We start from the raw sequence: 23,419 nt of genomic DNA on the forward strand, positions 1-23,419 counted from the left end.
ATCGGCGCGTGGCCAGTCTGCGGTCGTCGCGGCTGACACAAGGCGCCACTCCTGTTTCTCTAAGAACTCCTGTATCAAAAATCTCAGAGATTTCAACTGACACGCCCGTAACAACTGTCCCGTTAGGTGCGATTCCCATCGCAACAGCGCAGTAATTGCGCCCCTTGGTCGGGAAGGGCACACAGATGAGCGCCATTCGCAGGATAATCACTCTGGCAGTCATCTCCGGAGCGCTCGCACTGGCCGGCGTCGTTCTGAGCTGCGGCAACGCCAGCGCAGACAGCGGTGTGAACTGGGACGCGATCGCGCAGTGCGAGTCCGGCGGCAAATGGGGGGCCGACTCCGGCAACGGCTTCTACGGCGGCCTGCAGTTCAAGCAGGCGACCTGGGCGGCCAACGGCGGCGTCGGTACTCCCCACCAGGCTTCCCGCGAGGAGCAGATCCGGGTGGCCGAGAACGTGATGCAGAAGCAGGGCCTGGGCGCCTGGCCGTCGTGCAGCAAGAACGCCGGTGCTCCCGGCTTCGCCGTCCCGGTGTCCAGCGGCACCACCGCTGCCCCGGCCCAGGCCGGATGCCAGAACCTCGGCCGCGGCCCGCTGGGCCTGATCGACTTCGGCAAGATGTGCCAGGCCCTCACCGACCCGGGCAAGGCCGTCGCCAACGCGCTCGGCATTCACTGAGTCAGACGTCGGCCCGTGGACGACGCTGCCGGCGTCAACGCCTCGGTGAGGATGTCGCGCAACTTCGCGCGCTGGCCGGCGATTCCGGCACCGATGATGGCGATCTCGGCCATGCCCCGACGATATCGTCGGTATACGCCGACTGGGGAGGTCCCGCATGACCGAAACGTCCGACTGGTTCGCCGGCTTCGACACCGTCGATCATCGAGCCGGGGACGTCACCATCCACGCCCGCGTCGGGGGACGTGCCGACGCACCACCGCTGGTGCTGCTGCACGGCTTTCCGCAGAACCACGCGATGTGGCACCGGGTGGCGCGCCGGCTCGCGCCGCACTTCCGGCTGGTACTGCCCGACCTTCGCGGCTACGGCGACTCCGCCAAGCCGCCGGGGGAGTCGGGGCACGTCAACTACTCCAAGCGCACGATGGCCGCCGACATCGTCGAGCTGATGGCCTGGCTCGGACACGACAGCTACGCGGTGTGTGGCCACGACCGTGGCGGGCGGGTCGCCCACCGCCTGGCCGTCGACCATCCCGGCGCGATCACCCGGCTGGCGGTCATCGACATCGCACCGACGCTGGACATGTACGAGGCGACCGACATGCGGTTCGCCACGTTCTACTACCACTGGTTCCACCTCATCCAGCCCAGCCCGCTGCCCGAGACGATGATCGGCGGCGACCCGCTGTTCTATCTGCACTGGTGTCTCGGCGGGTGGGGCTCGCGCGGCCTGGCTTACCTCGAGCCTGCAGCTCTGCAGTCCTACGAGCGCTGCTTCACCGACCCCGACGCCATCCACGCCATCTGCGAGGACTACCGCGCCGCGGCGAGCATCGACCTCGACCACGACCGCGCCTCGCGCGCAGCGGGGGACAAGATCGCCTGCGACACGCTGGTGTTGTGGGGTGCACGCGGGGTGATCGAGGCACTCTTCGATCCGCTCGCGTTGTGGCAGGCGCAGTGCAGCGCCCGGGTCAGCGGGCGCGCGCTGGACGGCGGTCACTTCCTCGCCGAGGAACTGCCCGACCAGACCGCGGACGCGCTAAGAGACTTCTTCTGCGCTACCAACGGGGCATGACCGCAGGAAGGCGAGTTCCCCGAAGCATTGGGATAGCCACACCCCGGTAAGTTGGCGGCCATGACCGCAGAGCAGCGTGAATTCGACATCGTCCTGTACGGGGCCACCGGCTTCGTCGGCAAGCTCACGTCCGAGTACCTCGCCCGCGCGGGTGGCGACGCCCGGGTCGCGCTGGCCGGCCGCTCGCCCGACAAGCTGCTCGCCGTCCGAGAGAGCCTCGGCGAATCGGCGCAGTCCTGGCCGATCCTGACTGCCGACGCGTCCTCGCCGTCGTCGCTGAACGACATGGCCGCCCGGACCCGGGTGGTCGTCACCACTGTCGGTCCCTACAGCCGCTACGGCCTGCCGCTGGTCGCGGCGTGCGCGGCGGCCGGCACCGACTATGCGGACCTCACCGGCGAGGCCGCGTTCGTGCGCCAGAGCATCGACGACTACCACAAGGAGGCCGTCGATACCGGCGCGCGAATCGTTCACGCGTGCGGATTCGATTCCGTCCCTTCGGATATGAGCGTCTTCGCGCTCTATAGGCGCGCCCAGCGGGACGGCACGGCACCGGGGAACTCGGCGACACCAACTTCGTGGTGCGTGCCCTCAAGGGGGGCGTGTCGGGCGGCACAGCCGCCTCGGGGATCGAGATCTTCCGTGCCGCGTCCAACGACCCCAACACCCGCCGCCTCCTCGAGGATCCCTACACGCTGTCCCCGGACCGCGCCGCCGAGCCGGAGCTCGGTCCCCAACCCGACCTGCCGTGGCGACGCGGTAAGGACATCGCCCCCGAGCTGGCGGGCACCTGGACCACCGGTTTCTTCATGGCGAACTACAACACCCGGATCGTGCGGCGCAGCAACGCCCTGCTCGGCTACGCATACGGCAAGCGGTTCCGCTACGCCGAGAATCTCAGCGTCGGCTCGTCGGTCATCGCACCGGTGGTGTCGGCGGTGGCCAGTGCTGCAAACAACGGTGCGGTTGCGTTGGGCAGCCGGTTCTTCCGCTTCATCCCGCGCCGGCTCGTCGAACGCATCGCGCCCAAGCCCGGCACCGGACCCGGCGAGCAGACCCGGGAGAGCGGCTACTACAAGGCCGAGACCTACACGACCACCACCGGCGGCGCCCGCTATGTGGCCACCATCTTCCAGCAGGGCGATCCTGGATACAAGGCCACCTCGGTGATGCTCGGGGAGTGTGCTTTGGCGCTCGCATTCGATCGCGACAAGCTCTCGGATCTGCGCGGCGTGCTCACCCCGGCCGCGGCGATGGGTGATGCACTGCTGGCTCGCTTTCCGGGCGCCGGCATCCAGCTCGAAATCGGGCGACTGGATTGAATTTTCCGCAAATCTTTGGCTCTTGTGACATATCCGTGGGTGACGAATTGGCACTGTCCCGCGTATTCCACTGTGGCGGAGGTTGTCGGGGCCGCGCTGCCTACGGGCGCACCCCTCGCGCGTCAAGGGCGCTTCGCGTCGCTTTGCGATGGCCTTCGGCCACCCTTGACCCGCGAGCCTCTGTGCGTCCTGATGGCAGGCAGAGGGGCAGGTCAGAGACCTGCCCGGCGCATTCGCGCGGCCCCGACGGAAGGTGTCTACGGGGCCATCACCCGACCCACGGAAACGTCAGTAGAGCCCAATAGAGCCAGATATCGAGCACCCGGAACGTGCCCGCCGCCAGCACGAGCGCCAGGCCGGTGGCGATGGGGTGCACCAGCGCGAACGTCCGCATTAGGCCGCCGCGCCGCGTAGCACAAGGTTGACGAGCGACTCGGCCAGCGCGTCGTCGACCGGTTCGCCGGTGAACAGCAGTCGACCGTGCACCGGCGCGACAAGAGTCTCGAGCAGCAGCCCCGGATCGGTGTCGGGGCGCAGATCGCCACGCGCGATGCCGCGCTCGACCACTCGGCGTAGCGCGTGCAGCCGGCCCGCCCAAAACGCCGCGCGGGCATCGGGATACGCGTCGTCCAACGGCACCGCGGCCGCGTGCAGCGCCGCACGCCCGGCAGGCGTCGACACATAGGCGGTCACTGCGCGCACGATCGCGATCAGATCACCCCGCGTCGATCCGGTGTCCGGCGCGGGTATCTCGTCGGCACTGCGGGCCAGCGTTGCGTTCACGAACAGGTTCTCGCGAGTCACCCACCGCCGGTAGATCGTCGTCTCGTGCACTCCGGAGCGGCGCGCCACCCCCGCGACAGTCGCTCGGGCCAGGCCGTTTTCGGTCAGTTCGTCGAAGGCCGCGGCCAGCACGGTGTGACGCACGTGCTCTCCGCGCCGGTGGGATGTCACTGCCGTCACGCCGCCACCATATCGCAAGTCAACTTGCGATAGCATTTCTGGCGTGGACACCTCGGCCCCCGCGTCGGCTATCGCCAGTTCCACTCCGATGTTGCCCTCAACTTCGAATGCAACCGCTGGGTCGAGTCGATCGGCCGGTCCGCCGTCGACGAGATCGCGGAGCTGGCGGCCCGGTCCAACACCTATTCGGAATGGGTCGACGGCTACCTGCGGCTGGCCGAGCACGCCCGCGCCACCGACCGGCCACTGGCGGCCGCCTTCTACGACCGCGCCGCGGGGTTCTTCATGGCCGCCGACGATCCGCGTCGCTCGGCGGCACGCGCCCGCTTCGTTTCGGCCATCCGCGCGATCTTCGACGTCGCTGCCGACCAGGTGCCCTTCGGTTCCGGCGCGCTGCCGGCCTACGACCTGCGGCCCGCCGACCAGACCGGCGCACCGATCGTGCTGTTCGGCGGGTTCGACAGCTACATCGAAGAGTTCCTGCCACTGGCCGCGGCGATGTGTGACGCCGGCCGGCGCGTCGTCATGTTCGACGGGCCAGGGCAGGGTGGCCCACTGGAGGAGCAAGGTCTGACGATGATCCCCGAGTGGGAGCGCCCGATGGGCGCGGTGCTCGACCACTACGGCTTTGACGGTGTCACCGCCATCGGGATGTCGCTCGGTGGTGGCCTCGTCATCAGGGCGGCCGCGTTCGAATCACGGATCAGCCGGGTGATCGCGTTCGACGTCCTCGATGACTTCTTCGAGGTCCTCGCCCGCCAGATCGGACCGGGGGTGGGCCCCGCGTTGCGGTCGCTGTTGACCCTGCGAATGCGCGGCGTCGTCGACTCGCTGGCGACTAGGGCCGCGGCGCGTCGACCCGTCGCGGAGTGGGGGCTGAGCCAGGGCATGCACGTCACCGGCGCCGCCACGCCGTACGACTTTCTGCGCTCGACGCTCGCGTTCAGCACGCGGCGCATTTCGCACCGGGTCGCCGGCGACGTTCTGCTGCTCGCCGGAGTCGACGACCACTTCGTACCGCTCAAGCAGTTGGGGCGCCAGGCGGCCAATCTCACGGCGGCGCGATCCGTCACGACGAGGACGTTCACCGCCGTCGACGGTGCCTCAAACCACTGCCAGGTGGGAAACATGGGCCTCGCCGCTTCGGTCATCTTGGCCTGGGTGGATCAGACGGAGTCCACGAACCGAGGCAGACAAACGGTCCCCGGCTGAGCCGCACCGATGACAAGTGCGGTCCGACGAGCCGAAGTGGGACAGCGTCCGGGCGCTGGTGTTCCGCGGCGGCGACGAGGTGGTGCTGCAGCCGCGTAGCGGCAAGCAGCTCGGCCGCTACTTCCCGAGCTGCTGGACGCGCTGCCGGCGAGCCGGATCAAGATGCTGGCCGGAGCGACGCCTGCGCGGCTCAGCTCCGGCGGCAGACCGGCCCGCTGGCGAAACGCGGTGAAAGGTCGTCCGAAGGGCGCGGAGGGTCAATCGGTCACCGCGCTCGCTGGGCCACATTACGGGGGAGCGGTCGGCCGTGCCGAACACCTGACGGCCGTCGCCGCACCAATTCCGCCGCACGATGGAGCCACGCCTCGTCGGCACCGGGGTGATGGAGGAGAACACCGGGACACGGGGACGCCCTGCGCAAGTTCCCGCACCAGCGCAACACACTGGTTGAGGTCGGGGCGGTCCTTACGAGACGACTGGCGCCCGAAGATCTGCGGCGGGTCGAGCGCCTAATCGGTCAACTGGGCATTGCGACGGTGTCTTTCGACGCCGAGCAGGCCGTGAGCGCCACGCGCGCCTACCGCGAGTTTGGACGTGGTAGCGGCCATCCTGCCGGCCTGAACCTCGGCGATTGCTTCTCCTACGCCCTTGCCGCGGTTACCGGTGAACCGTTGCTGTACGTCGGTGACGACTTCACCCATACCGACATCACTTCTGCCGCACTCGATTGATCGGCGTCCAGTTCAGCGGCCAAAACTGCGTGCCGAATCGCGTCACCCTTGGCATCGGTGGTCACCGAACACGGCAGCGAAGGCTCCTCCTCGCGGGGGCGAAGCGCTGGGACGATGACGACGACGAGACGTCGCCGGATAGCCGACGGCGCTATTGCAGGCCCAGCGCGGCGCGCAGCCGGTCGGCGTCCATACCGGTGCTGCCGTCGGCCACGGGGAAGCTGTCCAGCAGCTTGATCAGGTCGGCCCGTCGGGTGGGGTCCTCGGCGGCCTGCCGCGGGGTGTGACCGTCGAGGGCGGGAATGGGTTCATCGAGCCACGCCGTCTCGTATTCGCGGATGAACCCGTCGAGCGTCTGGGCGATCTGCGGGTCGTCGGGATCGAACGCCCCCGCGCCAGGCGTGGGCATCTGCTGAGCCAGTCCGACGGCTTCGTGCACATCGCGGACGGGCTGGCGGACGTCGTCGAGCAGCGTCGCCGACGGGTCGAGGCGTGTCAGTACCGCCAGCACGCGGTCCATCCGTTGCTCGCTGTTGGTGTGCACCCTCAGCTGGTCGCCCTCGAGCGCCACGGTGGCGCTGATTCGCTGCATTCCGTCGGTGGTGACGTGTTCGATCCAGTGCGGCTCGTCGTCAGCCCGGTCGAACGCGTCGTCGAGCAAAGCCTCGATCCGCGCCGAGTCGCCGATCTTCACGGTCGCCTCGCACATCGTCAGGGCGTCGCCCTCGGTGTTGACCAGTGTCGGCGGTGCGAACCGGCGGCTCAGGAACTCCACCAGATCCACCGGGTCGGGCTCGGAGTCGAGCAGATCGATGAGCCGGTCGCGTTCGTGCAAGGCGACCGGCTCCGCCCCGCCGAGGAACTGGTGGGTCCGCCCGGCGGGCACCACGCGGGCGCAGATCAGCTGCCCCGGTCGGAGCTGGCCGCTGGCCGTCCGCTCGTGCACCTCAACGACGTCTCCTGTGCGTACATCGCGGACCTCGATGCCCTGTCCGCGGTGCACCTGCTCGACCTCGAACACGGAACGATCCACGAGCAGCCATTGGTCTGCCAAGAGCCGTTCGTCATCGGGTAGCAGTGACCCACGCTTGGCCAGGAAGTCCGCAAACGCACCGCCTTCGAAGAGCACAGTGTCGATCAGCAGCGGATCATCAACTCCCGCAGGGAGTTTCGCGTCGGCGGAGCCATGGGCAGCGCGCGCCTCGGCCGCCTCTTCCAGCAGCTCCCGCCAGTCGGTGAGAAACACATGGTGGCAGGCTTTGAGGTACAGCCAGCCGACGCGGTCGTCCAGGGGAAGCTGTTCGTGCCCCAGATGGCACTTCTTGTACTTGCGGCCCGAACCGCACCAGCACGCATCGTTGCGGCCGAGGTCGGTGTGTGGCGTAGCGCGGTGCTGCTCCAGTATCCGCGTCAGCGGATGACCGGGCCCTGCGCCGGCGCGGCGCAGCAGGGCCAACCCGCGTTCGGCATCGCCGCGGTCGGAGGCGAAGCGGGCCAGATCGAGCAGCGTCGGCGGCCAGTCGGTGTCCATCGACTCCGCGGCGAGGTACTCCCGCTCGGCCGACTCGACGTCGCCTATCTGCTCCAACGCCACCGCGCGCAGCCAGCGGTACGCCACCCGGGCGGTGCGCGCCACCTGCGGTTCGAGGGTCTCGGCGAAAAGGCCGAGCGCGGCGGGTGCACCCCCGCGGCCCACCGTCTCGTCCACCAGCAGCTGGGCCAGCAGCGGGTCGCTCAGTGCGGATCCGAACGCGGCCGCCAGTGCGCGGTACCCGGCGGGATCATCCGGCGGTGTCTCGTCGTCGCCGGCCGCGTCGGACGAATCGTCGGGCACCTCGTCCGCGCCGATCGCGGCTTCCAGGATCGCCGACATCTGGTCGTACACCGCCACCAGGGCCCTCAGTGTGAGCGCGTCATCGGGTTCGAGGCCGTACCGGCGGATCAGCCGCTCGCAGTCTCGCTCGAAGCGCCATCGCTCGAAATCGAACCCAGGCGGTGCCAACCAGTCGTCGTCGTGGACGAGGCCACAGTCCTCGATGATGTCGCGCAGCGGGGGCAACGGTTCGGTGAACACTGCGGGGTCGTCGACGCACACCGTCCACACTGCGGAGTCCAGGAACGTTGGCTTGTCGGCGTCGAGGGTGGCGGCCAGTCGTTCACCCACGTCGGTCGGGGACTGGACCGCGGCGACGCGCTCGATGACCAAGCCGGAGACGGACAGTCGAACGCCGACCAAATCGCCGTCGGCCGCACCCAACCCGCTCAGCGTGCCCGGCGGCAACAGCAGCAGCGCCCCAAGCGGGTCGATCACCTCCGGCGGAATGCCCCGTTGTCGCAACAGTTGGTGATCGTATTCGGCCAATACGACGCTGACCGGTGAACCGTCGGCGAGTTGCTGGTAGCCCTCGTGCAGGCACAGCTCGGTGATCGGGTCCAGATCCGGGGTCACTGTCAGCAGGTCATAGGCCACCTCGTCTGCGCGAACGCGGTGCGTGAACACCCGCCCGAGCAGCACTTTCGGCAGCCATACCCACCGGTCGTCAGTCAATTGCCTTGCCGGACAGAGTATTTCGTTGATAACGGGACCCGGGCGCTTCTCCGGGTCGTCCCCTTCGGCCCGGATCCGGGCAATGACGTCATCCTCGTCCAGTGGGCCGTGTTCGGTCAGGATCCGCGAGACGGCCGCGACTGAATCGAACGCCTGAGCCACAGCGCACACCTTACGCCAGTCGATCTCGTGCCCACTCGTCGGACACCAGCCGTACGACTGCTGAGATTGGCGCGGCGGCGCCAGGTTAGAAGACCTCAGCGGCCAGTCAACTCATCGAGCGCGAATTCCATCCTTGTCGGCTCGTGTGATCGATAGGGCGTCAACGTCTTTCGCCGTGTACTTGGTTCCGGTGGGGTAGGGGGCGGTGTCCAGGACGCAGTTGACCCTCAGACCGGTGGTCGTAGACGGCCGACAACACACGAGGCGGAAGCGTGTTGAACCCACGTCGGGCTGCGGCGGTGAAACGAACCTCGAAGGCGGCGGACGGCCCTTCCAGATCGGTCACGACCGGCGCTGTTGCGGAACGCCGAACTCAGATCTGATCTCGTCTTCGCCATCTGTTTTACCTGCGGCGATGTCGGCATCCGCCTCAGCGATCGCGCCGCGAATGCCGGGCTGCGACAGCCAGTACAGGGTTTCCTGCAACGATTCCCACTCTTCGAAACCGATCAGCACTGCAGCCGGCGAACCGTTCTTGGTGATCGTCACCTGGTCTTTCGTCAGCGTGACGGCATCGACGAACTCGTTAAGTTTGTCCTTGAGCTTCGAGATGGGGCGATTTGCGTGAGGCCAGTATCGGCCGTAACTTCAACCGACGCCAGGCCTTAATTAGGGGCTAGTTGGCTGGCAATGGTGCGTGCGCTGCGGCTACGGCGGCGTGGTATGAACAGCTCGACATTGGGCACCGTGGTACTGGCCGCTCCCGTCTCCACCACCTTGGTCGGCATGCCCACCGTCACCACTGCGTCCGGATCGGTGTCATGCACCCGCAACACCACACCCGAGTTCGCGAGCTTGTCGCCCAAGTAAACGGCCGCGAGCGGCCAGCCACGCTCAATCGGCGATGCTCAACGCCCCCGTAGGGCACGCCATCACGGCCGCCTTCGACCAGCGCACGCCGCTCATCTGCGGGGTTCCGGATCGAGGATGGTGAGGGCGCCGTCGTCGCCGACTTCGAAATTGTCCGGTGCCAGGGCTTCGGTCCTGGCGATTGGCTTCACCACGGCGCCGCCACCTGACCCCAGTCCAGCTGTTCAGTGCTGGGCAACTGGAGTGTGGACTACGATGCCGTCGAGAGCGGGGCTGACCTTGATCTGGCAGCCAAGCCGAGACTTCTCGTCGGCACCTTCGCAGAATTCCAGCATGGACTTTTCGTTGGGCTCTATCGGCGGTAGTCTGTCGAACCAGTCGGTGTCGACGTGCACGTGGCAGGTGGCGCAGGCACACGCACCGCCGCAGTCACCGTCGATGCCCGGCACCAGGTTCGACACGGCGGTTTCCATCAGAGACTCGCCGTCGATCCCATCGACGGTTCTGGATGTTCCGGTGTGGTCTACGTAGGTGATCTTGGTCATCTCAGTCCTTCTGTGGTAAGGCCGACTCCGGTCGCCGGCGTGGGGTTGGATAGTGGAAAAGAAAAGTGCAGCATCCAGTTGAGCGGGGCTATCGATGGGCCAGCGCCTGGACCGGGATGCGCTCATCGGCGAGTCTTTCTCCGTCAATGACGGCGCGCTCGGCGATCAGCGATTTGGCCGCCATGAACTCGATCGGCCGATTGATCGCATCCACGGCAAGCATTCTGCCGTCGTGCAAGTAGAACGCTGCGAACGATCTGGTGTCGGGGTCGCCACGAAGCACTACCTGGTCATAACCGCGGTTCAGTCCAGCGGTCTGCAACTTCAGATCGTACTGATCCGACCAGAACCAGGGCACTTGCCGATAGGGTTTGGCGCTACCGCAGATCGCTGCGGCGGCGGTCTTCGCCTGCTCGATCGCGTTGTGGACCGACTCCAGCCGCAGTCGGCAGCCGTAGACTTCGCTGGGGTGCTGTGTGCAGTCACCTGCGGCGTAAATACCCGGCTCCGAGGTTTCACACAGCTCGTCGACAACGATACCGTTGTCGCACGTCAGACCCGCAGCCGAGGCTAACTCGACATTCGGGAGCAGTCCGATACCTGCGATAACCAGATCGGCATCGAAGCTCTCACCGTCGGCGGTCAGGACCCGCGCCGCAGACCCGACTTGCTCGATGCCGGTCACCGTCGTCGCGCATCGAATCGTGACCCCGGCGCGGCGATGCTCGGCTTCGAAGAACTGGGCCACGTCCGGACAGGTGACCCTGGCCAGCACCGTGGGCTCGGCCTCCACGACGGTCACCATCAATCCCAGCTTCGCCGCGACGGCGGCAATCTCGAGACCGATGTAGCCCCCGCCAATCAGCACCAGCCGCGCCCCGGGCCGCAACTTCGCACGGATGCCCTCGACGTCGGCCACGGTGCGCAGGTAATGCAGTATCGGAGAATCCGCACCAGGGCATGACAAGGGGCGGGGCCGGCCACCGGTGGCCAACACCAGCCGATCGAACTCGAGTTCGCGTCCATCGTCGAGCGTCACCTGCCGCTGGTTGATATCCATCCCGGTGACGCAGACCCCGAGCATCACGTCGACCCGAGCCTTCTCATAGAACGCCGGTGGCCGCAGAAACAGCCGCTCCACCGGTAGGCTGCCGGCCAGAAATGCCTTCGACAACGGTGGCCGTTGATAGGGCAACACCGACTCCGCGCCGATGAGAACGATCCGTCCGTCGAATCCGTTTGACCGGAGGCTGGCCACTGCCTGCCCGCCAGCTTGACCCCCGCCGACGACGAGCACGGTTTGGCTCATTTGGCGTCATCTCCTCGACCTCGCCGCATCAGACGTTGATACGCACGGGCAGGGACTCGTAGCCCTTGACGAACGGCGACAACACCCGGGTGGGAGCTCCAACGACCTCGATCTGCATCGGGTTGGGCCAACGCTTGAGAAGCTCCTCCCAGATGATTCGCAACTGCAACTCGGCCAGGCGGTTGCCGACACAGCGGTGGATCCCAAATCCGAATGACAGGTGATGGCGCGGCCGGGCACGATCGATGATGAAGGCATCCGGATTCTCGATGGCCTCCGGATCGCGGTTACCTGACACGTACCACATGATGACCTTGTCGCCCTTGCGGATCGACTTCCCGCCGATCTCGGTGTCCGTCAAAGCGGTGCGGCGCATGTGCGCCAGCGGCGTCTGCCAACGGATGATCTCGGGCACCATGGAACCGACCAGGTTAGGGTTGCCGCACAGTTTGCGGTACTCATTTGGGAACTCGTTGAGAGCTACGACGCCGCCCGTCATCGAATTGCGGGTGGTGTCGTTACCGCCGACGATCAGCAACAGCATGTTGCCGAGAAATTCTTCCGGCGTTTGGTTTCGGGTCGCCTGCGAATGCGCCATCATCGAGATGAGGTCGTTACGCGGTTCGGCGTTGACACGATCATTCCACAGCCTTGTCATGTAAGCGGCGCACTCCTGCAATTCGCTCATCCGCTCTTCCTCGGACTCAATCACGCCGGCGCCGGGAATGGTCGTCGCTACATCCGACCAACGTGTCAACTTGGCGCGGTCCTCCCAGGGAAAGTCGAACAAGGTCGCCAACATTTGTGTGGTCAAGTTGATCGAGACATTCCGGACCCAGTCGAAGGTCTCGTTGAGAGGCAAACTGTCTAGCACACCCGCGGTGCGATCACGGATGAGCCCTTCCAGCTTGGCGAGGTTCTCCGGTGCGACAATCGGACTGACCGCCAGGCGCTGCTCATCGTGTTTGGGGGGGTCCATCGCGATGAACATCGGCAGGCTCACGGCCTTGTTGTCGTCCATGATCGTGATGCCGCCGAACTTCGCCTCCGAGGAAAAGATCTCGGGTGAGGTATCTACTCGCATGATGTCCGCGAACTTCGTAATCGACCAGTACGGGCCGAACATGCTGTCCTTGCAGAAGTGGACCGGATCCTCCTCCCGTAAACGCTTGAAATACGGGCGCCACGTGTCATTTCGGTACAGTTCGGGATTGCTGACGTCGATGTCGTCCAGAGCGACCGCGTACGCATCTCTCAAGTCGTGCTCGCTAGATGCCACAGAAGTCTTGTTCACAGTTCTCCTCATAGTCGATGACCCAGTCCGCGTAGAGGCGACGAGCCAAGCGGCGGGTTTCACCGGCGTTCCACATTCCGGGTACGCAGGGCACAACAGTCGTCGTGTTGCCAACCGGAGGTGTCCTGCGCCACGTCTATCCTGCACACGTGATCAGAGTCACCGCGCGGGGCGTGCGTGCCAACTCTGGCCCACGTAGGCCAACCGCGTCTCGTGCAAGTCGTGATTCGTCCGGGGGTGAAGAGGTCCTGCCGTCACACGGCGGCCAATTGAATAACAGGTGATCGCGAGATCACCTGAGAGGAATTATGTGGTTCCCCCCGAAATCGTGGAGCTGGTCATGGTAAGCCGATCCGTATCTCGGCCTGCGTCAGGCCGATTTGCTGTGAACCAGTGGGCTCAACTCATTGTGATACGCAGGGGGACTGCCTTCCGGGTCGCAGAGGTGACCGGTGAGCTCGGCGATGCGAGCATCGCGTTCCTTCACGACAGCTGGTCTGCGACCACGACACCGGCACAATCATGTGGGGTGCGCCGGGCAAGAAGGCAGCCACTCTCGACGCGTTGTTCACCGCCGCCCTGCCCGAGGGCGGTGCGAAGAAGATCGAGGCCGTGTCGATGGACCTCGGGCCGGCATTCGCGAAATCCGTTCGCGCACATGCCCCGCAGGCGGTGATCTGCTTCGATCCGTTCCATGTCGTCAAACTAGCCACCGACGCCCTCGACGACGTTCGCCGTCAGGTATGGCAGTCCGCGCGCAAACTCTCGAACAAGCAGATCGCCAAACCCTACAAGGGAGCCCGCTGGGCGCTGCTGAAGAACCCCGAATCCCTCACCGACACACAGAAAGCCACCCTCGCCCAGCTCAAACGCGAGGGCGGCGCACTGGTCCGCGCCTACGAGCTCAAGGAATCGCTGCGGGCGGTGTTCGCCGGAGACCTCGACGCCGACACCGTCACCGACATGCTCGGGAAATGGTACTCATGGGCGCAACGGTGCCCGATCCCGCAGTTCGTCAAGGTCGGCCGAACGATCAAGAAACACCTCGATGGCATCCAAGCCGCAGTGGAGCGCGGCCTGGCCAACGGCCGCCACGAAGGGCTCAACAATAAAGTCCGGCTGATCATCCGCAGGGCCTACGGCTTCCACAACGCCGAGCACGCACTCGCCATGATCATGCTCGTCTGCGGGCCGATCACCCTCGAACTCCCCTACCACACATGAGGTCATCCACATTGATGATTCATGGCAATAGAGCCAAATCTTTTCTGTGAGCGTCATTCGCGCCGGACACATCAGGCAGGCTCGACTAATCTCGATTCCGATCGACGGCAAATTAGCGCGAAGGTGGAACAACACATGGCCGGTCCCGAAGACTTGTACAACCAGATCCCGGTAGCGGATATCGCCAACAAGCTCGGCGCGGATCAGGGCGAGGTGAACCAGGCTATCCAGACCCTGGTGCCCACGCTGCTCGGCAGCATCCAGCACAACGTCGTCTCCGACGACATCGACTCCAGCGGGCTCGAATCCGCGATCCACGCCGAGGGCTCCTCGGGCCTCGTCGACGGCGGGGTCAACGTCGACGATGTCGACCCGGCGCAGGGCGAGCAGTTCGTCGCGCGCATCTTCAGCGGCAACGACACCAACCAGGTGGCCTCGGCGCTGGCCGGCGGTGGGGCGGGCAACACCGACCTGATCAAGCGGCTGCTTCCGATCCTGGCTCCGATCGTGCTGGCCTACATCGGCAAGCAGTTCGCCGGCAAGAGTGCCGGCGGCGAATCCACCGAGGCGGCCGACTCGGGCGGCGGTGGCCTCGGCGACCTGCTGGGCGGCATCCTCGGCGGTGCCACCGGCGGCGGCGCCGGCAATAACCCGCTGGGCAGCATCCTGGGGAGCGTGCTCGGCGGCAAGCAGGGCGGTGCCATCGGCGACGTCCTGGGTGGCCTGCTTGGCGGCAAGCGCTAGCCGCCGCACCGCCCGACGACCCGCGCACGCCCGTTCCTAGAATTGACGGGTGACCACCACTCCTGACTCCCGCGCCGAGGCCATTCCCAAGTCGTGGGAGCCGGGAACGGTAGAGCAGCAGATCTACCAGCGCTGGGTCGACGCCGGCTACTTCACGGCCGACCCCGCCAGCGGCAAACCCGCGTACTCGATCGTGCTGCCGCCGCCGAACGTGACCGGCAGCCTGCACATGGGCCACGCGCTGGACCACACGCTGATGGATGCGCTGACCCGGCGCAAGCGCATGCAGGGCTTCGAGGTGCTGTGGCTGCCCGGCATGGACCACGCCGGTATCGCGACGCAGTCGGTGGTGGAAAAGCAGCTCGCCGCCGACGGCAAGACCAAAGAGGACTTCGGCCGCGAGCTGTTCATCCAGAAGGTGTGGGACTGGAAACACGAGTCCGGCGGGACGATCGGCGGCCAGATGCGCCGGCTGGGCGACGGGGTGGACTGGAGCCGCGACCGTTTCACCATGGACGAGGGCCTGTCCCGCGCGGTGCGCACCATCTTCAAGCGGCTCTATGACGCCGGGCTGATCTACCAGGCCGAGCGGCTGGTGAACTGGTCGCCGGTGCTCGAGACGGCGATCTCCGACCTCGAGGTCAAGTACGAAGACGTCGAGGGCGAGCTGGTGTCATTCCGGTACGGCTCGATGGACGACGCGCAACCCCACATCGTCGTGGCCACCACGCGAATCGAGACCATGCTCGGCGACACCGCGATCGCGGTGCACCCCGACGACGAGCGCTACCGGCATCTGGTCGGCACCGCGTTGCCGCACCCGTTCCTGGACCGCGAGATCGTGATCGTCGCCGACGAGCACGTCGACCCCGAATTCGGTACGGGCGCGGTCAAAGTCACTCCGGCTCACGACCCGAACGACTTCGAGATCGGCCTGCGGCACGACCTGCCGATGCCGTCGATCATGGACACCAAGGGCCGAATCGCCGACACCGGAACGAAATTCGACGGCTTGGACCGCTTCGAGGCCCGCTACGCGGTGCGCCAGGCGCTGGCCGACGAAGGGCGCATCGTCGCCGAGAAACGGCCATACCTGCACAGCGTCGGGCATTCCGAGCGCAGCGGTGAGCCCATCGAACCGCGGCTGAGCTTGCAGTGGTGGGTGAGGGTATCCTCGATGGCGAAGGCGGCCGGTGACGCAGTTCGCAACGGCGACATCGTGATTCATCCGAAGAGCCTGGAGCCGCGGTGGTTTGCCTGGGTCGACGACATGCACGACTGGTGCATCTCACGTCAATTGTGGTGGGGCCATCGCATTCCGATCTGGCACGGACCGGGTGGCGAGACGGTGTGCGTCGGGCCTGACCAGACTCCGCCGGAGGGCTGGGAGCAGGACCCCGACGTCCTGGACACCTGGTTCTCCTCGGCGCTGTGGCCGTTCTCCACGATGGGCTGGCCCGACCAGACTCCCGAGCTCGAGAAGTTCTATCCGACAAGCGTTCTGGTCACCGGTTACGACATCCTGTTCTTCTGGGTCGCCCGCATGGTGATGTTCGGGACGTTCGTGGCCGACGACAACGCGATCACCCTGGACGGCAAGCGGGGTCCGCAGGTGCCGTTCGAGAACGTCTTCCTGCACGGCCTGATCCGCGACGAGCACGGCCGCAAGATGAGCAAGTCGCGGGGCAACGGCATCGACCCGCTGGACTGGGTCGAACTGTTCGGCGCCGACGCGCTGCGCTTCACCCTGGCCCGCGGCGCCAGCCCCGGCGGTGACCTGTCGATCGGTGAGGATCACGCCCGCGCGTCGCGCAACTTCGCCACCAAACTGTTCAACGCCACCCGCTTCGCACTGATGAACGGCGCGGCCCCGGCGCCGGTTCCGGCCGCCGACCAGCTCACCGACGCCGACCGGTGGATTCTCGGCCGACTGGAAGAGGTTCGCACCGAGGTGGATTCGGCCTTCGACGGCTACGAGTTCAGCCGGGCCTGCGAGTCGCTGTACCACTTCGCCTGGGACGAGTTCTGCGACTGGTATCTCGAGCTGGCCAAAGTCCAGCTGGCCGAGGGTGTTTCGCACACCACCGCGGTCTTGGCCGCGGTGCTCGATACTCTGCTCAAGCTGCTGCACCCGGTGATGCCATTCGTCACCGAGACGCTGTGGAAGGCGCTGACCGATGCGGAGTCGCTGGTGGTCGCGGAGTGGCCGACGGCCTCGGGTTTCGCGCCGGATGCCGTTGCCGCCCAACGGGTTGCCGATGTGCAGAAGCTGGTCACCGAGGTCCGCCGCTTCCGCAGCGACCAGGGTCTGGCCGACCGGCAGAAGGTGCCCGCGCGGCTCTCCGGCGTCGACGAGGCCGGCCTGGGTGTCCACGTCACCCCGGTGGCTGCGCTGGCCTGGTTGACGGCCGCGGGTGCCGACTTCAGCCCGACCGCGCACATCGAGGTACGGCTGTCCGGCGGCACGGTCAACGTCGAGCTCGACACCTCCGGAACCGTCGACGTGGCTGCCGAATGTCGTCGCCTCGAGAAGGACCTCGCCGCGGCGCAGAAGGAATTGGCCGGCACCACAGCCAAACTCGACAACGCCGCGTTCCTGGCCAAGGCGCCCGAGGACGTCGTCGCCAAGATCCGGGACCGCCGGCAGCTGGCCAGCGAGGAAGTGGACCGGATCACGGCCCGCCTGGCTGCGCTGGCATGAGTATCGAGGAACCCACGCCCGACGAGATCGCCGCACTGCTGCAGGTCGAGCACCTGCTCGACCAGCGCTGGCCGGAGACCAAGCTGGAGCCCAGCACCGCGCGGATCTCGGCACTCATGGAGCTGCTGGGCTCACCCCAGCTCAGCTATCCGGCCATCCACATCGCCGGCACCAACGGCAAGACCTCGGTGGCGCGCATGGTCGACGCGCTGCTGAGTGCCTTCAGCCACCGCACCGGACGCACCACCAGCCCGCACCTGCAGTCGGCGGTCGAACGCATCGCCATCGACAACCAGCCGATCAGCCCGGCCCGCTACGTCGAGGTCTACCGCGAGATCGAACCCTTCGTCCAGCTGATCGACCGCCAGTCCGAGGCCGGCGGCGGCCCCGCGATGAGCAAGTTCGAGGTTGTCACCGCCATGGCGTTCGCCGCGTTCGCCGACGCCCCGGTCGACATCGCCGTCGTCGAGGTCGGTATGGGCGGACGGTGGGACGCCACCAGCGTCGTCGACGCCCCGGTCGCGGTGATCACCCCCATCGGTATCGACCACGCCGAGTACCTCGGCGACACGATCGCCGACATCGCCGCGGAGAAGGCCGGCATCATCGGCGCCCCGCGCGGTGAGCTGGCGCCGGTCGACACCGTCGCGGTGATCGCCCGGCAGGCGCCCGAGGCGATGGAGGTGCTGCTGGCCCAGGCGGTGCGCTCCGATGCGGCGGTGGCCCGGGAAGACTCCGAGTTCGCGGTGCTGAGCCGTCAGGTCGCCGTCGGCGGTCAGGTGCTCGACCTGCAGGGCCTCGGCGGCACGTACCCCGAGATCTTCCTGCCACTGCACGGCGAACACCAGGCCCACAACGCCGCGGTGGCACTGGCCGCCGTCGAGGCGTTCTTCGGCGCCGGCGCCCAGCGTCAGCTCGACATCGACACCGTGCGGGCCGGTTTCGCCGCCGCCGCCAGTCCCGGGCGTCTGGAGCGGATGCGTAGCGCGCCGACGGTGTTCGTCGACGCCGCCCACAACCCCGGCGGCGCCGCCGCCCTGGCTGACGCGCTGGGCACCGAGTTCGACTTCCGCTTCCTCGTCGGTGTGCTCAGTGTGATGGGGGACAAGGACGCCATCGGGATCCTCACCGCGCTGGAGCCGGTGTTCGACCAGGTCGTCGTCACCCACAACGGCTCACCCCGAGCGCTCGAGGTCGACGCGCTGGCCGTGCGGGCCGGGGAGATCTTCGGCCCGGACCGCGTGCTGCGCGCCGACACCCTGCCCGACGCCATCGAGACCGCCACCGCGGTGGTCGAGGACTCCGCCCTCGAGGCCGACGGTTTCTCCGGCGCCGGCATCGTCATCACCGGGTCGGTCGTGACCGCCGGCGCGGCCCGCACCCTGTTCGGGAAGGACCCGCAATGAGTGACGACACGCCCGCCGCGAAGGCCCCGGATCCGTGGAAGAGCTTCCGCGGCGTCATGGCCGGCACGCTGATCCTCGAGGCGATCGTGGTGCTGCTCGCGCTGCCAGTCGTCAACCTGGTCGGCGGCGGGCTCACCGCCTGGTCGACGGCATATCTCATCGGGTTCGCGGTCCTGCTGGTGCTGCTGGCCGGTGTGCAGGGCAGGCCGGGGGCGATCTGGGTGAACCTCGGGGTCCAGCTGATCCTCGTCGCCGGGTTCGCGGTGTATCCGGCCGTCGGCTTCGTTGGTGTGCTCTTCGTCGTGGTGTGGGGCGTCATCGCCTATCTGCGTGCCGATGTGCTGCGCCGGCAGCGCCGCGGGCTGCTGCCCGGCCAGCAGCAACCGCCGCAGTGACGGGTACGATGTCGGCCGTGAGCGAGCGGACCCTGGTTCTGATCAAGCCCGATGGCGTCTTGCGTCGGGTGATCGGCGAGATCATCAGCCGGATCGAGCGCAAAGGCCTGTCCATCGCGGCCCTCGAGCTCAAGCACGTCAGCGACGAGCTCGCCCGGGCGCACTACGCCGAGCACGAGGGCAAAGCCTTCTTCGGCTCGCTGCTGGAGTTCATCACCTCCGGACCGGTGGTGGCCGTGATCCTCGAAGGCCCCCGCGCGGTGGCCGCGTTCCGTCAGCTCGCGGGCGGAACCGACCCGGTCGAGAAGGCGACGCCGGGGACCATCCGCGGTGATTTCGGGCTGGAAACCCAGTTCAATCTCGTGCACGGCTCGGACTCGACGGAGTCCGCAGAGCGCGAGATCGCGCTCTGGTTCCCCGGCGTCTGAGGTTCTTGGCTCACCTGTGGGTCAGAACCGGGCCCGCGGTGTGGGATACTGATGACGGATGTGCCCACAAACACATCCGAACGAATGAAGACTCAGACGTGCGCGACCACCGCAAACAGCGGTGCGGCGCCGACCGTCACAGCCATCATTCAGCCAGGCACTGAGCGCGTCCGTCACGGGCTGTTCGGAGCGAGACCATGACAAGCCCGGGGGAAGCTACCCGGGCGCACAGCGGAAGCCCTCGCGTGGCCGCGTCGCCAGACGCGCCCGGGGGCTTGAGGAGACTACGTGGCCGACGATGACACCTTCCAGGAACTGCCCGAAACCCCCAGCGAGCCGCAGTGGGAATCACCCGCGGCTGCGGGCGAGGAATTACCCGAGCGCTTGAGAGTCCACTCCCTGGCCCGGGTGCTCGGCACCACCAGCAGGCGGGTCCTCGACGCACTGAGCGCGCTCGACGGCCGCACCCGCAGCGCGCAGTCCACCGTCGACCGCAGCGACGCGGTGCGGGTGCGCGACGTGCTGGCGCAGGAGCTCGAGGCCGCTGACGCGCCGGCGGAGCCTGACGTCGTCGACTTCGCGGCCGAGGCGGTCGAGCAGGCCGCCGAGCCGGAGTCGCGGCTGATCCTGGAGACCGCCACCGTGGAGTCGGTGTTCATGCCGCTCTTCGTCGCCCCGCGGCCCGTCCCGGCTGTTCTCGAGGACGACGACGACGAGGACGACGACGAGGACGACGAGGACGAGGAATCCGGCGCCGACGCCGACGACGAGCAGGGCGACCGTCCGGCGAACCGGCGCCGCCGCCGCGGCCGTCGTGGTCGCGGACGCGGTCGCGGTGAGCAGGGCGGTGCCGACGGGGAGGATTCCGACCAGCCGGCCGCCGAGGACAAGTCCCAGGGCGCTGACGACGAGGGCGACGAGGCCAACGGCGACGAGGAGTCGGGCACCGGTGAGGGTGCCACCCGGCGCCGTCGCCGGCGCCGTCGCCGCAAGGCCGGTGGCGGCGAGGACGGCGAGGCCGGGTCGTCCGACGATCCGCCCAACACCGTCGTGCACGAGCGCGCCCCGCGCGAGAAGACAGACCGCGACCCGGACGCCATCCAGGGCATCAGCGGTTCCACTCGGCTGGAGGCCAAGCGTCAGCGCCGCCGCGACGGTCGCGAGGCCGGTCGGCGCCGCCCGCCGATCCTGACCGAGGCTGAGTTCCTGGCCCGCCGCGAGGCGGTCGACCGGGTCATGGTGGTGCGCGACAAGGTGCGCACCGAGCCGCCGCACGAGGGCGCCCGGTACACCCAGATCGCGGTCCTCGAAGACGGTGTCGTCGTCGAGCACTTCGTCACCTCGGCCGCGTCGGCGTCGCTGGTCGGCAACATTTACCTGGGCATCGTGCAGAACGTGCTGCCGTCGATGGAGGCCGCCTTCGTCGACATCGGCCGCGGCCGCAACGGCGTGCTCTACGCCGGTGAAGTGAACTGGGAGGCCGCCGGCCTCGGTGGCGCGCAGCGCAAGATCGAGCAGGCACTCAAGCCTGGCGACTACGTCGTCGTCCAGGTCAGCAAGGACCCGGTCGGTCACAAGGGCGCCCGCCTGACCACCCAGGTGTCACTGGCCGGGCGCTACCTGGTCTACGTGCCGGGTGCCTCGTCGACCGGCATCAGCCGCAAGCTGCCCGACACCGAGCGTCAGCGGCTCAAGGAGATGCTGCGCGACGTGGTGCCGTCGGACGCCGGCGTGATCATCCGGACCGCCTCCGAAGGGGTCAAGGAATCCGACATCCGCGGTGACGTCGAGCGGCTGCAGGAGCGCTGGAACGGTATCGCCGCGCAGGCCGAGGAGATCAAGGCCAAGGCTGCCGGTGCCGCCGTCGCGCTCTACGAAGAGCCCGACGTGCTGGTCAAGGTGATCCGTGACCTGTTCAACGAGGACTTCTCCAATCTCATCGTCTCCGGCGACAACGCCTGGGAGACCATCAACTTCTACATCGATTCCGTTGCCCCGGAACTGCTTTCGAAGCTGACCAAGTACGAGCCGGCCAGCCTGGATGGGCCCGACGTGTTCGCGGTGCACCGCGTCGACGAGCAGCTGGCCAAGGCGATGGACCGCAAGGTGTGGCTGCCCTCGGGCGGCACGCTGGTCATCGATCGCACCGAGGCGATGACCGTCGTCGACGTCAACACCGGCAAGTTCACCGGCGCCGGGGGCAACCTCGAGCAGACCGTCACCAAGAACAACCTCGAGGCGGCCGAGGAGATCGTGCGCCAGCTGCGGCTGCGCGACATCGGCGGCATCGTGGTCATCGACTTCATCGACATGGTGCTGGAGTCCAACCGGGACCTGGTGCTGCGCCGGCTGACCGAGGCGCTGGCCCGCGACCGCACCCGCCACCAGGTGTCCGAGGTGACCTCGCTGGGCCTGGTGCAGCTGACCCGCAAGAAGCTCGGCACCGGACTGGTCGAAGCGTTTTCGACCACCTGCACGCACTGCAGCGGCCGGGGCATCGTGCTGCACGCCGATCCGGTCGACACCACGGCCGGCGCCGGGCGCAAGGCCGAGTCCGGCGGGCGCCGCAGCAAGCGCGGCAAGAAGGCACGCACCGACGAGCCCGCCGTCGTCGCGCGGGTGCCGGCCCACGGGCCCGGTGAACACCCGATGTTCAAGGCGATGGCGGCGGCCAACGGCAGGTACGAGGACGACGAGTCCGAAGAGGAGCTCGCCGACGAACTCGAGCGGGAGGCGATCTCGGACCTCGAGGCCGACACCGAGGAGCTCGAGGTCGTCGACGACGACCTCGACGACGAGGACTCCGATGAGGACGAGATCGACGTAGACCTCGACGAGGATGACGAGGACGTCGACGAGGACACGCTGGACATCGACGCCGAGGATTCCGATGAGGACGACGACGAGGACCTCGACGACGAGGACGACCTGGACGAGGACGAGCCCGTCGCGGCGCCCGCACCTGCGGTGGGCACCGGACGGACCCGTCGGCGCGCCGCGGCCCGGCCAGCCGGGCCGCCCGTGTCCTAGGTGAGGCGGTTTGACCCTCCCGGTGCTGGTCACGTAACCTTGAGCAGTTGTCGCCTGGCGTCCGTCGCCGGCGGCAGCGGGCTCAAGATCCCGCACCCCCAGACCCGCGCACGCAGCTCCGGTTAGCGCGCGCCCGCAGAGCAAGGCAGAGGAACTGATGGCGACGTACGCAATCGTCAAGACCGGCGGCAAGCAGTACAAGGTTGCCGTCGGTGACGTGGTCAAGGTCGAGAAGCTCGACGGTGAGCCGGGCGCTTCGGTGTCGCTGCCCGTCGCGCTCGTCGTCGACGGCGCGACGGTGACCACCGACGCCAAGGACCTGGCCAAGGTCGCGGTGACCGGCGAGGTGCTCGAGCACATCAAGGGCCCCAAGATCCGCATCCACAAGTTCAAGAACAAGACCGGCTACCACAAGCGGCAGGGTCACCGTCAGCCGCTGACCGTGCTCAAGGTCACCGGAATCAAGTAAGCGACAGGGAGCGAACAGACATGGCACACAAGAAGGGCGCTTCCAGCTCGCGCAACGGCCGCGAATCCAATGCCCAGCGGCTCGGCGTCAAGCGGTTCGGCGGTCAGGCCGTCAAGGCCGGCGAGATCCTCGTCCGCCAGCGCGGCACCCATTTCCACCCCGGCGTGAACGTCGGCCGCGGCGGTGACGACACCCTGTTCGCCACCGCTCCCGGCGCGGTGGAGTTCGGTCTCAAGCGCGGCCGCAAGACCGTCAACGTCGTCCGCGTCGCGCGACCGGAGTAGGTCTTAATTTCGCGAGTGTGCATC

At 67.3% G+C, this 23,419-nt stretch carries 20 protein-coding genes and 3 pseudogenes; 15 read left to right on the plus strand and 8 right to left on the minus strand.

The genetic code is table 11. The features are described 5' to 3' along the window. The first annotated feature begins 185 nt into the window (after nt 1–185). The 3 genes and pseudogenes from K9U37_RS09965 (at nt 186) to K9U37_RS09975 (ending at nt 3,080) form a co-directional block, all read left to right on the plus strand. Nucleotides 186–680, plus strand: coding sequence for a transglycosylase family protein (locus K9U37_RS09965; RefSeq protein WP_243071551.1), 495 nt, complete (start codon nt 186–188; stop codon nt 678–680). A 157-nt stretch (nt 681–837) separates the two neighbouring features. Next, nucleotides 838–1,758, plus strand: a complete 921-nt coding sequence (locus K9U37_RS09970; protein WP_243071552.1) for an alpha/beta fold hydrolase — start codon at nt 838–840, stop codon at nt 1,756–1,758. A 60-nt stretch (nt 1,759–1,818) separates the two neighbouring features. Then, nucleotides 1,819–3,080 (plus strand): annotated as a pseudogene (locus K9U37_RS09975) (saccharopine dehydrogenase family protein). Nucleotides 3,081–3,348: 268 nt separating this feature from the next. Here the strand turns inward: K9U37_RS09975 and K9U37_RS20015 are convergent. Both K9U37_RS20015 and K9U37_RS09980 read right to left on the minus strand, forming a co-directional pair. Beyond that, entirely contained in the window at nt 3,349–3,474 is a 126-nt protein-coding gene (locus K9U37_RS20015; RefSeq protein WP_272888027.1) for a hypothetical protein, read from the minus strand. Then, nucleotides 3,474–4,043, minus strand: a complete 570-nt coding sequence (locus tag K9U37_RS09980) for a TetR/AcrR family transcriptional regulator (protein ID WP_243071553.1) — start codon at nt 4,041–4,043, stop codon at nt 3,474–3,476. The genes K9U37_RS20015 and K9U37_RS09980 overlap by 1 nt, the downstream gene beginning before the upstream one ends. 285 nt (nt 4,044–4,328) lie before the next feature. Here K9U37_RS09980 and K9U37_RS09985 point away from each other — a divergent pair, with 285 nt between their 5' ends. The 3 genes and pseudogenes from K9U37_RS09985 (at nt 4,329) to K9U37_RS09995 (ending at nt 5,986) form a co-directional block, all read left to right on the plus strand. Beyond that, complete coding sequence (locus tag K9U37_RS09985; RefSeq protein WP_243071554.1) at nt 4,329–5,255, plus strand: alpha/beta fold hydrolase; 927 nt, start codon at nt 4,329–4,331, stop codon at nt 5,253–5,255. A gap of 16 nt (nt 5,256–5,271) precedes the next feature. Continuing rightward, nucleotides 5,272–5,382, plus strand: a pseudogene (locus tag K9U37_RS09990) (ATP-dependent DNA ligase); the annotation flags it as partial. A gap of 316 nt (nt 5,383–5,698) precedes the next feature. Further along, complete coding sequence (locus K9U37_RS09995) at nt 5,699–5,986, plus strand: type II toxin-antitoxin system VapC family toxin (protein WP_272888110.1); 288 nt, start codon at nt 5,699–5,701, stop codon at nt 5,984–5,986. Nucleotides 5,987–6,137: 151 nt separating this feature from the next. Here K9U37_RS09995 and K9U37_RS10000 read toward each other — a convergent pair whose 3' ends face one another. From K9U37_RS10000 to K9U37_RS10025, 6 genes and pseudogenes are all read right to left on the minus strand, one after another. Next, a complete protein-coding gene (locus K9U37_RS10000; protein WP_243071555.1) occupies nt 6,138–8,696 on the minus strand; it encodes an SEC-C domain-containing protein in 2,559 nt (852 codons plus the stop codon). A gap of 342 nt (nt 8,697–9,038) precedes the next feature. Beyond that, complete coding sequence (locus tag K9U37_RS10005) at nt 9,039–9,308, minus strand: type II toxin-antitoxin system Phd/YefM family antitoxin (RefSeq protein ID WP_243073308.1); 270 nt, start codon at nt 9,306–9,308, stop codon at nt 9,039–9,041. A 110-nt stretch (nt 9,309–9,418) separates the two neighbouring features. Next, nucleotides 9,419–9,562: pseudogene (locus K9U37_RS10010) on the minus strand (sterol carrier protein); the annotation flags it as partial. A 228-nt stretch (nt 9,563–9,790) separates the two neighbouring features. Further along, entirely contained in the window at nt 9,791–10,111 is a 321-nt protein-coding gene (locus K9U37_RS10015; protein WP_243071556.1) for a 2Fe-2S iron-sulfur cluster-binding protein, read from the minus strand. A gap of 88 nt (nt 10,112–10,199) precedes the next feature. Continuing rightward, nucleotides 10,200–11,420: an NAD(P)/FAD-dependent oxidoreductase gene (locus K9U37_RS10020; protein WP_243071557.1), complete on the minus strand. Its 1,221-nt coding sequence runs from the start codon at nt 11,418–11,420 to the stop codon at nt 10,200–10,202. Nucleotides 11,421–11,448: 28 nt separating this feature from the next. After that, complete coding sequence (locus tag K9U37_RS10025) at nt 11,449–12,714, minus strand: cytochrome P450 (RefSeq protein ID WP_243071558.1); 1,266 nt, start codon at nt 12,712–12,714, stop codon at nt 11,449–11,451. A gap of 492 nt (nt 12,715–13,206) precedes the next feature. Between K9U37_RS10025 and K9U37_RS10030 the strand changes: the two genes are divergently transcribed. From K9U37_RS10030 to rpmA, 9 genes are all read left to right on the plus strand, one after another. Next, entirely contained in the window at nt 13,207–13,938 is a 732-nt protein-coding gene (locus K9U37_RS10030) for an ISL3 family transposase (RefSeq protein ID WP_272888111.1), read from the plus strand. A gap of 135 nt (nt 13,939–14,073) precedes the next feature. Beyond that, entirely contained in the window at nt 14,074–14,682 is a 609-nt protein-coding gene (locus tag K9U37_RS10035) for a DUF937 domain-containing protein (protein WP_243071560.1), read from the plus strand. Nucleotides 14,683–14,731: 49 nt separating this feature from the next. Further along, a complete protein-coding gene (locus K9U37_RS10040) occupies nt 14,732–17,383 on the plus strand; it encodes a valine--tRNA ligase (RefSeq protein WP_243071561.1) in 2,652 nt (883 codons plus the stop codon). Continuing rightward, nucleotides 17,380–18,789, plus strand: a complete 1,410-nt coding sequence (gene folC / locus K9U37_RS10045) for a bifunctional tetrahydrofolate synthase/dihydrofolate synthase (RefSeq protein ID WP_243071562.1) — start codon at nt 17,380–17,382, stop codon at nt 18,787–18,789. The genes K9U37_RS10040 and folC overlap by 4 nt, the downstream gene beginning before the upstream one ends. Continuing rightward, the gene (locus K9U37_RS10050; RefSeq protein ID WP_243071563.1) at nt 18,786–19,184 is read left to right on the plus strand and encodes a DUF4233 domain-containing protein; all 399 of its coding nucleotides are present in this window, start codon (nt 18,786–18,788) and stop codon (nt 19,182–19,184) included. Before folC ends, K9U37_RS10050 begins: the two co-directional genes overlap by 4 nt. Before the next feature lie 17 nt (nt 19,185–19,201). Next, entirely contained in the window at nt 19,202–19,612 is a 411-nt protein-coding gene (ndk, locus tag K9U37_RS10055; RefSeq protein WP_243071564.1) for a nucleoside-diphosphate kinase, read from the plus strand. A gap of 288 nt (nt 19,613–19,900) precedes the next feature. Continuing rightward, complete coding sequence (gene rne, locus K9U37_RS10060) at nt 19,901–22,642, plus strand: ribonuclease E (RefSeq protein WP_372489490.1); 2,742 nt, start codon at nt 19,901–19,903, stop codon at nt 22,640–22,642. A 157-nt stretch (nt 22,643–22,799) separates the two neighbouring features. After that, nucleotides 22,800–23,111, plus strand: a complete 312-nt coding sequence (gene rplU / locus K9U37_RS10065; protein WP_243071565.1) for a 50S ribosomal protein L21 — start codon at nt 22,800–22,802, stop codon at nt 23,109–23,111. Nucleotides 23,112–23,131: 20 nt separating this feature from the next. Next, nucleotides 23,132–23,395, plus strand: a complete 264-nt coding sequence (rpmA, locus tag K9U37_RS10070) for a 50S ribosomal protein L27 (RefSeq protein ID WP_243071566.1) — start codon at nt 23,132–23,134, stop codon at nt 23,393–23,395. Nucleotides 23,396–23,419: the final 24 nt, after the last annotated feature.

Origin of the sequence: Candidatus Mycolicibacterium alkanivorans (genome assembly GCF_022760805.1) — a bacterium.
Classification (GTDB): Bacteria; Actinomycetota; Actinomycetes; order Mycobacteriales; family Mycobacteriaceae; genus Mycobacterium; species Mycobacterium alkanivorans.

What these genes read in the sequence shown, in the direction of transcription:
- K9U37_RS09965 (WP_243071551.1), top strand. Translation starts at nt 186, where the DNA reads ATGAGCGCCATTCGCAGGATAATCACTCTGGCAGTCATCTCCGGAGCG.
- K9U37_RS09970 (WP_243071552.1), top strand. Translation starts at nt 838, where the DNA reads ATGACCGAAACGTCCGACTGGTTCGCCGGCTTCGACACCGTCGATCAT.
- K9U37_RS20015 (WP_272888027.1), bottom strand. Translation starts at nt 3,474, where the DNA reads ATGCGGACGTTCGCGCTGGTGCACCCCATCGCCACCGGCCTGGCGCTC.
- K9U37_RS09985 (WP_243071554.1), top strand. Translation starts at nt 4,329, where the DNA reads ATGGCCGCCGACGATCCGCGTCGCTCGGCGGCACGCGCCCGCTTCGTT.
- K9U37_RS10015 (WP_243071556.1), bottom strand. Translation starts at nt 10,111, where the DNA reads ATGACCAAGATCACCTACGTAGACCACACCGGAACATCCAGAACCGTC.
- K9U37_RS10020 (WP_243071557.1), bottom strand. Translation starts at nt 11,420, where the DNA reads ATGAGCCAAACCGTGCTCGTCGTCGGCGGGGGTCAAGCTGGCGGGCAG.
- K9U37_RS10035 (WP_243071560.1), top strand. Translation starts at nt 14,074, where the DNA reads ATGGCCGGTCCCGAAGACTTGTACAACCAGATCCCGGTAGCGGATATC.
- folC (WP_243071562.1), top strand. Translation starts at nt 17,380, where the DNA reads ATGAGTATCGAGGAACCCACGCCCGACGAGATCGCCGCACTGCTGCAG.
- K9U37_RS10050 (WP_243071563.1), top strand. Translation starts at nt 18,786, where the DNA reads ATGAGTGACGACACGCCCGCCGCGAAGGCCCCGGATCCGTGGAAGAGC.
- rplU (WP_243071565.1), top strand. Translation starts at nt 22,800, where the DNA reads ATGGCGACGTACGCAATCGTCAAGACCGGCGGCAAGCAGTACAAGGTT.
- rpmA (WP_243071566.1), top strand. Translation starts at nt 23,132, where the DNA reads ATGGCACACAAGAAGGGCGCTTCCAGCTCGCGCAACGGCCGCGAATCC.